At 35.7% G+C, this 14,069-nt stretch carries 13 protein-coding genes; 10 read left to right on the top strand and 3 right to left on the bottom strand.

Annotated features, from left to right (window positions below; all coding sequences use genetic code 11):
• Window positions 1-6 precede the first annotated feature (6 nt).
• The 3 genes from G600_RS0104740 to glmM all read left to right on the top strand — a co-directional run bounded on the left by G600_RS0104740 (window position 7) and on the right by glmM (window position 3,343).
• On the top strand, window positions 7-750 hold the full coding sequence (locus tag G600_RS0104740) for a polyprenol monophosphomannose synthase (RefSeq protein WP_027430920.1): 744 nt from the start codon (window positions 7-9) through the stop codon (window positions 748-750).
• Window positions 751-841: 91 nt separating this feature from the next.
• On the top strand, window positions 842-1,858 hold the full coding sequence (gene galE, locus G600_RS0104735) for a UDP-glucose 4-epimerase GalE (protein WP_027430919.1): 1,017 nt from the start codon (window positions 842-844) through the stop codon (window positions 1,856-1,858).
• Between the two features lie 132 nt (window positions 1,859-1,990).
• On the top strand, window positions 1,991-3,343 hold the full coding sequence (gene glmM, locus G600_RS0104730) for a phosphoglucosamine mutase (protein ID WP_027430918.1): 1,353 nt from the start codon (window positions 1,991-1,993) through the stop codon (window positions 3,341-3,343).
• 288 nt (window positions 3,344-3,631) lie between these two features.
• On the opposite strand, the gene G600_RS0104725 is transcribed toward glmM, so the two are convergent.
• Both G600_RS0104725 and G600_RS0104720 read right to left on the bottom strand, forming a co-directional pair.
• Window positions 3,632-4,255, bottom strand: coding sequence for a hypothetical protein (locus G600_RS0104725; RefSeq protein ID WP_027430917.1), 624 nt, complete (start codon window positions 4,253-4,255; stop codon window positions 3,632-3,634).
• Window positions 4,256-4,423: 168 nt separating this feature from the next.
• A complete protein-coding gene (locus G600_RS0104720; RefSeq protein ID WP_027430916.1) occupies window positions 4,424-5,257 on the bottom strand; it encodes a helix-turn-helix domain-containing protein in 834 nt (277 codons plus the stop codon).
• Between the two features lie 206 nt (window positions 5,258-5,463).
• Here G600_RS0104720 and G600_RS0104715 point away from each other — a divergent pair, with 206 nt between their 5' ends.
• From G600_RS0104715 to G600_RS0104695, 5 genes are all read left to right on the top strand, one after another.
• Window positions 5,464-6,837, top strand: coding sequence for an MATE family efflux transporter (locus tag G600_RS0104715; protein WP_027430915.1), 1,374 nt, complete (start codon window positions 5,464-5,466; stop codon window positions 6,835-6,837).
• 184 nt (window positions 6,838-7,021) lie between these two features.
• Window positions 7,022-7,909 carry a 4-(cytidine 5'-diphospho)-2-C-methyl-D-erythritol kinase gene (ispE, locus tag G600_RS0104710; protein ID WP_027430914.1) on the top strand — a complete coding sequence of 296 codons (888 nt, stop codon included), beginning with the start codon at window positions 7,022-7,024 and terminating at the stop codon, window positions 7,907-7,909.
• Window positions 7,906-8,574 (top strand): GntR family transcriptional regulator, encoded by a 669-nt coding sequence (locus G600_RS0104705; protein WP_027430913.1) that lies wholly within the window; start codon window positions 7,906-7,908, stop codon window positions 8,572-8,574. The genes ispE and G600_RS0104705 overlap by 4 nt, the downstream gene beginning before the upstream one ends.
• Before the next feature lie 14 nt (window positions 8,575-8,588).
• Window positions 8,589-9,155 (top strand): DUF1934 domain-containing protein, encoded by a 567-nt coding sequence (locus G600_RS0104700; protein ID WP_051195365.1) that lies wholly within the window; start codon window positions 8,589-8,591, stop codon window positions 9,153-9,155.
• Between the two features lie 107 nt (window positions 9,156-9,262).
• A complete protein-coding gene (locus tag G600_RS0104695; protein WP_027430911.1) occupies window positions 9,263-9,766 on the top strand; it encodes a hypothetical protein in 504 nt (167 codons plus the stop codon).
• A 61-nt stretch (window positions 9,767-9,827) separates the two neighbouring features.
• On the opposite strand, the gene G600_RS0104690 is transcribed toward G600_RS0104695, so the two are convergent.
• The gene (locus G600_RS0104690; RefSeq protein WP_027430910.1) at window positions 9,828-10,580 is read right to left on the bottom strand and encodes a lysophospholipid acyltransferase family protein; all 753 of its coding nucleotides are present in this window, start codon (window positions 10,578-10,580) and stop codon (window positions 9,828-9,830) included.
• Between the two features lie 313 nt (window positions 10,581-10,893).
• On the opposite strand from G600_RS0104690, the gene tig reads away from it, so the two are divergent.
• Window positions 10,894-12,081 carry a trigger factor gene (gene tig, locus G600_RS0104685; protein ID WP_027430909.1) on the top strand — a complete coding sequence of 396 codons (1,188 nt, stop codon included), beginning with the start codon at window positions 10,894-10,896 and terminating at the stop codon, window positions 12,079-12,081.
• A gap of 195 nt (window positions 12,082-12,276) precedes the next feature.
• The gene (locus G600_RS0104680; RefSeq protein ID WP_027430908.1) at window positions 12,277-13,935 is read left to right on the top strand and encodes a SulP family inorganic anion transporter; all 1,659 of its coding nucleotides are present in this window, start codon (window positions 12,277-12,279) and stop codon (window positions 13,933-13,935) included.
• The last annotated feature ends 134 nt before the right edge of the window (window positions 13,936-14,069 follow it).

Genomic DNA, 14,069 nt, shown 5'->3' with positions numbered 1-14,069 from the left:
CAAACAATGTTATCAGTTGTTATTCCAACATTTAATGAAGGTAAGAACATTAGAAATCTTGTAACTCAGATTGATGATGCTCTTAAGGGAATTGATTATGAGATTCTTTTTGTAGATGACAGTAAGGACAACACACCAGAGATTATTATGGAAGTTGCTAAGGACTTCCCACAGATTCGTATGGAACATAGAACTAACGAATCAGGACTTGCTACAGCTGTTTTAAAGGGATTCAGATTAGCAAAGGGTGATTATATGGCGTGTATGGACGCTGATTTACAGCATCCTCCAATCGTTTTAAAATATATGTATAAAGCAATGGAAGCTGGCGCAGACTTCTGTATTCCATCAAGACTTATTCCTGGTGGTGATGACGGTGGTCTTAACTGGTACCGTAAGTTTGTATCAGGTACAGCAAGAAAGATCGGTCAGATCATGTTACCATGCTTAAGAAAGATTACAGATCCTACTTCAGGTTTATTCATGTTTAGAAGAGAAGTAATTGAAAATGCTGACTTACAGCCAATTGGTTGGAAGATTATGGTTGAGGTACTTGCTATGGGTACTTACGCAAAGGTTACTGAGATTCCTTATAAGTTCCAGCAGAGAACTGAAGGTGAATCAAAGCTTTCAGGTAAGGTTACTATGGAATACCTTAAGCAGTTAGTTAATCTTCGTAAGAGATACAACAAGGCTAATAAGTATACAGTTGAGACATGGACAACTGAACGTATGATGCAGGGCGAATAATTAGTGCCTTAAACTAAAATATATGGTATTATTAAACGTGGGTGCGCAACATGCGCCCACGTTATTTTTTCTTTTTGGAGGATATTTTGATATGGCAATTTTAGTAACAGGCGGAGCAGGATTTATTGGCAGTCATACAGTGTTAGAGTTACTTAATGCTGGATATGAAGTAGTAGTAGTGGATAATTTAGTTAATGCAAGTAAAGAGTCTTTAAAAAGAGTAGAAGAACTTTCAAATAAAAAGGTTACATTTTATGAGAATGATATCTTAGATAGAGACGCTCTTAATAAGATTTTTGATAAAGAAGATATTGATAGTGTAATTCATTTTGCTGGTCTTAAGGCAGTTGGTGAATCAGTAGCTAAGCCACTTGAATACTATCACAATAATATTTCAGGTTCTTTAGTACTTTTCGATGTTATGAGAAATCATGGTGTTAAGAATATCATTTTCTCATCATCAGCAACAGTTTACGGAGACCCTGCCTTTATTCCTATTACAGAGGAATGCCCAAAGGGTAAGCCAACTAACCCTTATGGTATGACAAAGTGGATGCTTGAAGAGATCCTTATGGATATTCAGAAGGCAGATCCTGAGTGGAATGTTATTCTACTTAGATACTTTAATCCAATTGGTGCACATGAGAGTGGCAGAATGGGTGAGAATCCTAACGGAATTCCAAATAACCTTATGCCATACATCACTCAGGTTGCAGTTGGTAAGTTACAGCAGCTTGGTGTATTTGGTAATGACTATGATACTCCAGATGGAACTGGTGTAAGAGATTACATTCATGTAGTTGATTTAGCTCTTGGTCACGTGGCAGCTATTAAGAAAATTGCAGAAAATCCAGGTGTTAAAATATATAACTTAGGTACAGGAAATGGCTACTCAGTTCTTGATATCGTTAAGAACTTCGAGGAAGCAACTGGCGTTAAGATTCCTTATGTTATTAAGGAAAGAAGAGCAGGAGATATTGCAACATGTTATTGTGATGCAAGCCTTGCAAAGAAGGAACTTGGCTGGGAAGCAAAGAGAGATTTAAAGCAGATGTGTGCTGACTCTTGGAGATGGCAGTCAAATAACCCTAATGGGTATGAAGGATAAGTGATAGTGTTTTGGCACTATGACAGTAGTGGGAAGCTCTCGCATTAGATTCGCTTCGCGAAGGCTCGAGCCTACATAGCAATTCCTAAAGGAATTGCTACAATAGTGGTATTATTTAGGAGGAACTAACAAATGGGAAAATATTTTGGTACTGATGGCTTTAGAGGTGAGGCAAATGTTACATTAACAGTTGACCATGCCTTTAAGGTAGGTAGATTTTTAGGATGGTTCTATGGTAAGAATCATGAAGACGGTAAGTCAAAGGTAGTTATTGGAAAGGATACAAGACGTAGTAGTTACATGTTTGAATACGCATTAGTTGCTGGTTTAACAGCTTCTGGCGCAGATGTATATTTACTTCATGTTACAACAACACCTTCTGTATCTTATGTTGCAAGAACAGAGGACTTTGATTGCGGTATTATGATTAGTGCAAGTCACAATCCATTTTACGATAACGGAATCAAGCTTATTAACGACAGAGGCGAGAAGATGCGTGAAGACGTTATTGGCGAGATTGAGAAGTATCTTGATGGAGACTTAGGTGAAATCCCTTATGCAACTAAGGAGAATATCGGACGTACAGTGGATTATGTAGCTGGACGTAACAGATACATGGGTTACCTTATGAGCCTTGCTATTCATTCTTTCAAGGACAAGAGAATTGGTCTTGATGCAGCTAATGGTAGTGCTTGGACTCTTGCAAAGGCAGTATTTGACGCTCTTGGAGCTAAGACTTATGTTATAAATGCTAACCCAGACGGTACTAATATTAATACAAATTGCGGTTCAACTCATATTGAAGGTTTACAGGAATTAGTAAGAAGAGAACATCTTGATGCTGGTTTTGCCTTTGATGGTGATGCTGATAGATGTTTATGTGTAGATGAAAATGGTGAAATCATTTCCGGTGATCACATCCTCTACATCTATGGTTGCTACATGAAGGAGCAGGGTGCTCTTGAAGGCAACAAGGTTGTTACAACTGTAATGTCAAACTTTGGTCTTTACAAGGCCTTTGATGCAGTAGGCATTGAATATGAGAAGACTGCTGTAGGTGATAAGTATGTTTATGAAAATATGCTTCAGAACGGATACAGACTTGGTGGTGAACAGTCTGGCCACATTATCTTCTCTAAGTATGCTACAACAGGTGATGGTATTATTACAGCCTTAAAGATGATGGAAGTTATGATTGCAAAGAACAAGACATTATCTGAACTTGCTGCACCATTTGCAGTTTATCCACAGGTATTAAAGAATATTAAGGTTACTAATAAGACTGAAGCTCAAAACGATAAGGAAGTTAAGGCAGCAGTTGAAGAAGTAGCTAAGATGCTTGGTGAAGATGGTAGAATCTTAGTTCGTGAAAGTGGTACAGAGCCACTTGTACGTGTAATGGTTGAGGCAAACTCACTTGATTTATGCGAAAAGCTTGTAGATAAGGTTATTGATGTAATTAAGGCTAGAGGTTATGCAATCTAGAATTAGCATTAAATAATGAATAAAGCTAGAAATTAGCTAATATAATAAAGAAGCAGAGAGTTAAACTCTCTGCTTCTTTTATTTAAAGGCCGTAGCCTTGGTTTTTAAAAACATACCCAAATTTTTAAAAAGTAAAAAACATTAAATTAAAATTGAAATTTTCTAATCAAGGTTAATATCATAATTTCTGATGAGAAAGCAAGCCCCCTTGCTTTTTATGATCATTGGTACCCCTACTAATGATTTCATCAGATATGAAAAAATTCTAAGTCAAAGAAGAAACGTTTCTTAAGCGTTAGTGCTTTCGCTCTTGCTATTGTAGAAGTCTTCAAACATTGTATTAACTGCGTTGAGGGTCTGATTTGAAATATTAGGAAGTTCCTTGCCCCAAGTTTTAGTTGCGGCTTTGAAACCCTTCTCAACGGCAGCCTGCATCTTCTTCATAGTCTCCACATCATCACCTGCTAAGGCTTTTGCGAAGGAGAAGATTCGCTCAGATGTCTGTTTAACACCCCAATAACCGTCTTCAGAAATGTCTTCTTCTGCTTGTTTTCTTGTTGCTTCATCTACAGTGAAATTTCCACTAGCTAATTGTTTCCACATGTCATCGGCTGAACCAATGGCAATTCCTTGTTTCTGGAACATCTGTGTAACAAGTGACTGCATCTGTGAGGTACGTGCCTCAAGATCTGCTTTTAATTGTTCCACTAATTCCGGGTTAGCTATTTGTCTTGTTGTAGATGCTGTTTTGCTTGAATTGCTTGAACTCTCGTAAGTTGCTGCGACATCAGAAAAAATAGCCTTCTCCGAAGTGGATGAGCTATTAGACTTGCTTGCCTTACTAGAGTACTTTGATGCTACGGTCTCTGTAGCTGCTACAGAGATAGCTGAATTAACTCCATTTAATTCCATAAGCTTTACCCTCCTTGGTAAAAAAAGATTCTATTAAGATATTTAGTTTAAGAAAAGATTTCTTATAACTCAAGTATCGGCATCTTAATATGAAAACTTAACCCTTAAATTACATTTTTTTTGAAAATTTTTTTAAGACCGAAATTTAGCGATACATTTTCAAAAAAATTAGAATGTTTCTGCGTTCTTTCTATACTTGTGAGGAGACACGCCCTTAATTCGCCTAAAGGCATCTCCAAAGTAGTTGCTGTCGTTAAAACCGCATTCAAAGGCAATCTCTGTAATGGTTTTGTTGGTACCAAGTAAAAGCTCACAGGCTTTTTTAATTCTAATATTAATCATGTACTCCTTAAAACCAAAACCAGTGGATGCTTTGAATTTCTTAGACAGGTATGAGCGACTTAGGTTAAACTGGTGAGCAATGTCATCAAGCATAAGTGGCTCATTGTAGTGATTGTATATGTAAGTTGCGATTTCTTGCATAATCTGGTTGTTCGTGTCGATCTCTTTTACAACGTTATCCTCAAATTTCTTGCATCGAATTATAAAAAGAAGTAACTCGGATAGGGATGTACTTATAAATGCCGGGGATAAGATGTCGGGATTGTTCTTCTCAAATAAAAGCTTGTTCATTAGAGTCTCTGCATAATCCCTTCTTCTATCTGGTATTGAAAATACATCATTAGCCGATAAAAATTCTTCAACCACGCCGTCTCCAGCATAATTGTTTAGCCAGTGCACCTGTTCTTCTGTAAAACTTATTACGATACGTTCATGAATACCTTTACCTGTGTAGTCAGTCTTGTGAAGAGTGCCTGCAGGTACAATGGCAATATCGCCCTTGTTGAAGGTATAGATGTTGTGATCAATAAAAACCTTACATTGTCCGCTTACCAAATAAAAGATTTCATGGAAGGGATGAGAGTGGGTGCTACTTGGTTTAAAAGAAGCATCTCTTTTTATACGTTGTATATTGAATTCTTTCGGAACATTCTTTAACATAATTATATAACTCCTTAACATATATTAAAAGTAAAAAATATTTACTGGTTTTGTATTAGTTAACAAAATTTCTGTATTTTCTCTTATATCAAGGTATAAATTTGTAGAAAATACATATTTTTATGCTAATATAATTATTGTTTATAATTTGATAATTGTCAAGAAACATTTATAGATAACATGTTGAAAAAATATTAGGAGAAGTTATGGCAAAGAAATTAAGCGCGTCTAAAAGGAATGAAATTCTTAGCGGAAATTTGGTCAAGGCGATTTTAACCCTTGCAATTCCTGTTATGATTAACAGCTTTATTCAGAGTATGTATAATCTGACAGACACTTACTGGCTTGGAAAGATTGGTACAGATAGCCAAGCAGCAATCACTTTAGTATCGCCTTTTCAGAATATATTGATTAATTTTGGAAATGGTTTTACTACAGCAGGTGCGATTTTAATAGCCCAATATTTAGGTGCAAGAAAGGATGAGGAGGCCAACTCCATGGCTAATCACATTTGTCTTACAGCTTGGGGCTTTTCTCTTGTGTTAGCAGTATTTTGCTATCTTATATCTCCAGGCCTTGTGGCTTGGCTTGGTGCAAGTGGCGATATTTATCGATTTGGTTTAACTTACATTAGAATAGTAGTTTTGGATTTACCATTCCTATTTACTATTAATTTGTTTACCTCGGTTAAGCAGTCTCAGGGAGATACCATAAAACCTATGCTTCTTAATACATTAGGTGTGGTGGTTAACTTATTACTTGATCCTTTATTTCTTATGGTATTTGGTTGGGGCATTAAGGGCGCAGCTCTTGCGACATTACTTGCAAAGGTGCCATGTGCAATCGTTGCAATATTTATCCTTTCAAGAAAGACTCAGTTAATACGAATTAACTTTAGAGGCTTTAAGCTAGACATTAACAAGGTGTCTAACATTTTCAAAATTGGACTTCCAACCTCAATCGGTGGTAGTACAATGCAGTTTGGCTTTATGCTTATGACTAAAAATGTAGCTGTTTACGGTACTATGGCCACTGCGGCTTACGGTATCGGCAATAAGATTAACTCTCTTATTACAATGCCGGCAAACGGTCTTGGTTCAGCTATTTCTACAATCGTTGGTCAAAATATCGGTGCAGGGAATAAGGAGAGAGCGGATAAGGCTTATCACATTACCTTAAGAATTGGTGCGGTTTTCCTTTTCGTATTTGGTATGCTTTTATCTAGAAGACCTATTGCTTCTTTCCTTGTAAAGATATTTACTAGTGATATGAAGGTTGTGCCTCTTGCAACGGATTTCCTATCTATAATGGCAGCTTGGTGTTTTACTAATGCATTTTACAATGTAACTCAGGGCCTCTTTAATGGTAGCGGCCATACCTTAGTTACAATGCTTGTTGATGCATCAAGAATTTGGATTTTTAGATTCTTAACTCTATGGGTTTGCTCAAGTATTCTTCACATGGGCGTAGAATCTGTATGGTACGCAGTTGTTGTATCTAATGCAACATCCGCTGTAATCCTATATATTCTCTACTGGACAGGCCTTTGGAAGAGAGAAGTAATAAAGATAAAAAGGTAGTTTGTATGTTATAGATACTAGATAGTAATTAATTAAATTGTTCTAAAATAAATACAAAAACCTTGCAAATAAAAAAGTGATTTAATATAATAGACGTGGAGTGTATCATGTATACACGATACGTCTATTTGCTTTTTACGGGGAAATTTTAAGCAAATAATGAGTTTTTTAATTAGGAGTAACTATGGAAAGTGTTAGGCTAAAGGCTAGAGCTAAGATTAATCTTGGCCTTGATGTCGTTGGAAGAAGAGAAAACGGATACCATGATGTAAGAATGATTATGCAGACAGTGGGTATCTATGACAGACTTGTTGTAACAAAGATTGAAGAAGATGAAGTAAAGATACATACTAATCTAGGATTTTTACCGGTTAATGAGAATAACCTTATATATAAAGCATTTATATTAATGAAGGAAACTTACGGCTTTAAAGGCGGAATTGAAGTTGACTTAAGAAAATTTATTCCAGTATCGGCTGGTATGGCGGGTGGAAGTACAGATGCGGCTTCTACTTTATTTGCAATTAATAAGTTATTTTACTTGGGTCTTAATTTAAGACAGCTTATGGAATTAGGCGTAAAGCTTGGTGCAGATGTTCCTTATTGTTTACTTAGAGGAACAGCCCTAGCAGAAGGAATTGGTGAGGAATTAACTACTCTTAGACCAATGCCAGATTGCCATATTGTTATTGCTAAGCCACCTATTTCAGTATCTACAAAGCTTGTTTATGAAAAGCTTGATTCTGATGAAGTGGAAATTAAGCACCCTGATATTGATGGGATTATATCTGGACTTGAGGCAGGAGACCTCTATGAGGTTGCTTCAAAGATGGGAAATGTGCTTGAACAAGTAACAATTCCTATGTATCCGGTTATTGATACAATTAAAAATGATATGTTAGAATGCGGGGCTCTAAATGCCATGATGAGTGGTAGCGGACCGACAGTATTTGGACTTTTTGAGGATGAGGAAAGAGCTAGGGCTTGTCAGGAATTTTTAAGACAAAAGCAGGATGCAAGACAGGTCTACATTACAGACGTATTCAATTTAGTAAATGGAGGTAAAAAATGAAAGGCGAGTTAAAGATGGATGTAAGTGAGTATTTACCACTTAGAGATGTTGTATTTAATACATTAAGACAGGCTATTTTAAAGGGCGAGATGGAACCAGGCGAAAGACTTATGGAAATTCAATTAGCTCAGAAGCTTGGAGTTTCAAGAACTCCTATTCGTGAGGCTATTAGAAAGCTTGAGCTTGAAGGCCTTGTAATTATGATTCCAAGAAAGGGCGCTGAAGTTGCTCATATTACTGAAAAGGATATGAAGGACGTACTTGAGGTAAGATCAGCTCTTGAGGAATTAGCAGCAACTCTAGCTTGTAGAAATGTAACAGCTGATAGATTAAGTGAATTAAAGGCTGCTAATAAGGTATTTGAATCAGCAATCGTTTCAAAGGACGTAGTTGCTATTGTTGATGCCGATGTAGCTTTCCATGATATTATTTATGCAATGACAGAGAATGCTAGATTAATTCAAATTATTAATAACTTATCTGAGCAAATGTATCGCTACAGACTAGAATATGTTAAGGACGCAAGAACACATTCAATCCTTATTTCTGAGCATAATGATATTATTAGACAGTTCTCAATCCGTAATGTTGATGAAGCTAAGACAGTAATTAGACAGCATATTAATAATCAGGAGAAGGGAATTATTAGATTACTTAATAGATAATTATAGTAGGGAATATGAAGAATAAAGAAAAAGTATTTGTTAAAATCAAGGGAATGTATGATGACCCTTTTTCTATAGATATAGATGAAGGATTAAGTGACCCAATGCTTATTAAAGATGCAGAACTTGTTGAGATTCCTAATCTAAATGATATTGAAGTAAGAGATGAGGAAACTAAGAAGGATAACGATGACGATCTTGAGGTGATTCATCTTGGCCGTTATGGAGTGCTTAATGGAAGCGAATATATCAAGTTTGATGAGCTTGATGAGGATTCAAATGTAATTAAGAATACCATTAAAATCGCATGTAATGAGGACGGTTCTCAGGTTGTAGAACTTATTAAAAAGGGCTATTATTCAACACATATGATTTTTCAGGCTGGAAAGAAGAATACAACCGCTTATGAAACACCTTTTGGTAGTTTGTTAATTGGTATTTATACTAAAAATTTAAGAATAAAAAGAGAAGAGAATAGAATTGTAATCAAATTAAATTATTCACTAGATGTTAATTACAATACAATATCTGAGTGTAATGTGGAAATATGTATAACTAGCAAACTAGAAGAGGAAATTTAATACTAAAATAATAATAAATTTCGATGCTTTTCAATGCCTAATAGTCATGCTATAATATTTTAGGCGTCAGATTTGATGCAGTTTTATAATGTAGGAGGAAGTACACCATGCCAGTTTGGCTCATAGTTTTATTGGCTATTTTAGCCGTTGTTGTAGTTGCACTTATTGTGCTTGTTATTGTTGGAATGAAATTACAGAAGAAGCAGGCTGCTAATCAGGAGCAGATTGATGCTGCTAAGCAGGTGGTTTCTATGTTAGTTATTGATAAGAAGACCATGAAGATGAAAGATGCTGGATTGCCTAAGATCGTTTTAGATCAGACACCTAAGTATCTTAGAGGTCGTAAGATGCCTATCGTTAAGGCAAAGGTTGGCCCACAGGTTATGACACTTTTAGCTGATCCAAGAGTCTTTGAACAGATTCCTGTAAAGGCAGAAGTTAAGGCAGAAGTAAGTGGTATCTACATCGTAGGTATTAAGTCAGTTCGTGGTGGTAAGATTGCTGTAACTGAGAAGAAAAAGAAGGGCTTCTGGAAGAAGGTAGCTGATAAGGCTAACGAAACAGTAGAGAAGAACAATAAGGCTACTGCTAAGAAGAATAAGAAGAAGTAATTTAATTACGAATATAATAAGAGCTTTGGAATTGAGGAAACTCAAATACCAAAGCTCTTTTTTATATTTCTTTTTTTGTTTTTGTAAACTCTTCCTGATGCTTGTTATAATTTTCAAGAATAATATTATAGACCTTACTTGGAATTTCCTTCTTCTCATCACGACTCATGTTAGTCATATCTATAGGCTCTAAGAATTCAATTCTTGTGTGAGTCCTTTTAATAAATGGGAAGTGGGCTTCAAAGATCTGATCTGTATTATTCTGAACCATAGGAATAATCTTACAGCCAGATTTTTCAGCTAATTTAAAGGAACCTGTGTGGAATTCCATCAATCCATCATCGCTGTTTCTTGTACCTTCTGGGAAGATAACAATAGAAGTTCCGTCTTTAATATAGTCGATACCTCTTAAAATGGTCTTTAAACCTTCCTTAATATTATCTCTATCAAGGAATGGACATCTAAGTAATCTCATCCATTGTCTAATAATAAGGATTCTATTCATTTCCTTTTTAGCAACAAAACCAGTCTTTAATGGAACCAATGTATATCCTATTACTACATCGAAGTAGCTTCTGTGATTACCTACAAAAAGTACAGCCTCGTCTTTAGGAATATTTTCAAGACCAACCACTTCAGTCTTGGTGCCAGATAGGAATAAAATCACTTTAAAGACGAACTTAACTAGGGTGGCTGCATAGACCTGGCTAGCGCCACGATTAATTTTAGAAATTATATAGCCTATTGGAAGTAAGATTATGCTTAAAATGCAGTAAAATACAATCCAAATAAGCACTAAAAGAACACGAATCATATCATTCTCCTTAATTTTTTATCATCTTAATTATACCTTTAGTTTGTAGATTTTAAAAGCGTTAAAACTAGTATTTAAGAAAAGAATTGGGGTTTATAAAAATTAGTTTAATCGTTGAAAAAAATGTGAATAACCTTTTAAATAATTATGAAATATGGTATAACTAAAAAAGTCCACGCATGTTTGATTAAACGGGGTCTAGCAAAGGAAAGACGGATGTTTAATTGGGGCCGTAGGAAAGATTTTCCTATGACAATAGAGAAGATAGAACTTGCTGGTATAAATTAAATAATAAAGAGGAAATGGTGGAATTATGAAGAGAAGATTCATGGGCATTATGCTCGCAGCTACTTTAGCAGCATCTTTAGTAGCTTGTTCTAGCAAAGATAGTTCAACAACAACAGCAACATCTACAGTTAATTCTGAAATTACAGCAGAGGAGTATGCAGATACAATCGTTGCTAATGCTAACATTTATAAGAACTATGTAACTATTAATTCAGAGGATTATTTAAATCGTGAAATCGATGTTGACACATCCTCATATACAGTTTCAGATGATGATGTTAACAGTCAGTTAGAGACACTTCTTGAACAGCTTACAGAGACTGAGAACGTTTATGAAGGTGAGACAAAGGAAGGCGATGTAATCAACCTTGATTATTCAGGTACTTTAGATGGCGTCGCATTTTCAGGTGGTACAGCAACTTCATATACATATACAGTAGGTTCAGGAGCATTTATTGATGACTTAGATCAGGGTCTTATTGGCTTAACAGTAGGTCAGACATATGATATTCCTTGTACTTTCCCATCTGACTATTCATCAACAGATTTAGCAGGTAAGAGCGTTATCTTTACAGTTACTGTTAACTATATTGAGAAGGACGTAGTTCCTGAATTAACAGATGACTGGGTAGCAACTAATGCTTCAACACTAGGTTATGATGGATGTACAACAGTTGAGGAATTAACAGCAGCAGTTAGAGCTAGTCTTGAGACAACAGCAGCATCTAACCTTGTTAGTGCAAAGTACAGCGCTGTATATGCTTTAATTACAGAAAACTTAGAGGTAAATGATTACCCAGCTGATGAATTACAGCAGTTACTTGATACATTAAATGATAATATTCAGTCTGAATTTGATACATACGGTTCATACTATGGAATCACAGATTTAGAGACATATATTACAACTGTTTATGGCTTTGAAAGTACAGACGCTTTCAATGAATATGCAGATGAGTATGCAAAGAGCTACTTGCTTGAGAAGATGATCGTAACAATCATTGCAGCAGATAATGATATTACAGTTACTGCTGATGAAATCAATACAACAGGTGAGGAATTAGCATCTTACTATGGTTATGATAACTATGATGCAATCTTAAGCGAATACGGTAATGAAATGAATGCTGAAATTGGTTACCAGTGCTTATATACTAATGTAACAAACTTCCTTGCTGACAATAGCGTTTTAACAACTACAACAGCTGAATAATAAATATGTGTTTATGCACTAGGCCTTAGGGTCTAGTGCTTTTTTTAGTTTTTGATAATGTGAATTTTGATAAAAATATATCTATATGTTTTATTCTAAGAAATACCTTGAAAAAGTTCCTACAGTATGGTAATTTTACAAACGGTTTATAAAAAATTTATATTTAGATAAAAAATAGAAAGTAGGAAGTGTATCATGAATCAGTTTGTACCAAAGCTATTCGACTGTATGAAGAACTACTCAAAGAAGCAGTTTGCAGCGGATTTTGTTTCAGGTATCATTGTAGCGATTATTGCGTTACCATTATCCATTGCCCTTGCGCTTGCATCTGGCGTAGGTCCAGAAGAGGGTATTTACACTGCGATTTTTGCAGGTTTTGTTATTTCATTTTTAGGCGGAAGTAATGTTCAGATTGCTGGACCAACAGCAGCCTTTGCCACAATTGTAGCAGGTATTGTTGCTAAGAATGGAATGGATGGCCTTGTAGTAGCAACTATTATGGCCGGTATTATCTTAGTAGTTATGGGCTTTTTAAAGTTTGGTAATCTTATTAGATTTATCCCATATACTATTACAACAGGCTTTACCTTTGGTATTGCAGTAACTATCTTAGTTGGACAGATTAAGGATTTCTTAGGTTTAACATTTAAGACATCTCCTATTGAAACTATGGATAAGATTAAGGCTTGTATAGAGTCAATCGACACCTTTAATTATCAGGCTTTAATCGTAGGTGTAGTAGCTTTAGCTATTTTAATAATCTGGCCAAGATTTAAGGCTTTAGAAAAAATTCCTGCTTCTTTAATAGCAGTTATTGTAACTGTTGTTATGGTAAAGTTAGGAATGAAAGTTAAGACAATCGGAGATTTATATACAATTTCTAATAAGTTACCAGGACTTACAGTTCCACATGTTAGTTTAGAGATGATTAAGAACTTAACACCAGACGCCTTCACAATCGCTATCCTTGCTGGTATTGAGTCATTACTTTCATGTGTAGTTTCAGATGGTATGATTGGTAGTAGACATAAGCCTAATCAGGAATTAGTAGCACAGGGTGCCGGTAATATTGTATCAGCCCTCTTTGGTGGTATTCCTGCTACAGGCGCAATTGCTCGTACTGCTGCAAATGTTAAAAATGGTGGACGTACCCCAGTTGCTGGTATGGTTCACTCAATTACTCTTTTACTTATTTTAGTAGTGCTTATGCCTTATGCAGCATGGATTCCAATGCCATGTATCGCAGCAATTCTTTTCCAGGTTGCTTATAACATGAGTGGCTGGAGAGAAATGCTTAACTTACTTAAGCACTCACCAAAGAGTGACATTTTAGTATTACTTGTAACTTGTATCTTTACTATTGTATTTGACTTAGTTGTAGCTATTGGCGTAGGTATTGTCCTTGCAGCTCTTCTCTTCCTTAACAGAATGGCCAATGTTACAGAGATTAAGTCTTGGAAGTACATTGGTGAGGGCATTGACGAACACAATGACCCAGAGGCTATTAGACTTAAGGAAGTTCCAAAGAACACAGTAGTTTATGAAATCATTGGACCTATGTTCTTTGCGGCAGCAGATAAATTTGTAGACATTGAACTTGGCGCTGAGGTAAAGGTTTTAGTTATTAGAATGCGTGGCGTTCCAGCTATGGATGTTACAGCCCTTCGTTCTTTAAAGAACATTTACACACTTTGCAAGAAGAGAGGAATCACTCTTGTACTTAGCCATGTTCAGGATCAGCCAAAGTCTGTTATGGAACATGCAGATTTCATCAACCTCGTAGGTAAGGAAAACTTCTGTAAAAATATAGACGCTTCCCTTGAGAGAGCTAGAGAAATCGTAGAGATGGCATAAAATTTTAATAATAAATATAGAGCTTCAGATAAGTTAATCTTGTCTGGAGCTTTTTTAATGTTATAATAAATTTAGATATAGGAAATGTGAACTAAATTTATATAGATGCAAAACTTTGTAGCTTAAGGGGGAAC

The organism is Lachnospira multipara ATCC 19207 (genome assembly GCF_000424105.1).
Classification (GTDB): domain Bacteria; phylum Bacillota; class Clostridia; order Lachnospirales; family Lachnospiraceae; genus Lachnospira; species Lachnospira multipara.
Note: the sequence above shows the minus strand (reverse complement) of the source record. Positions and strands in the feature narration are given on the sequence as shown.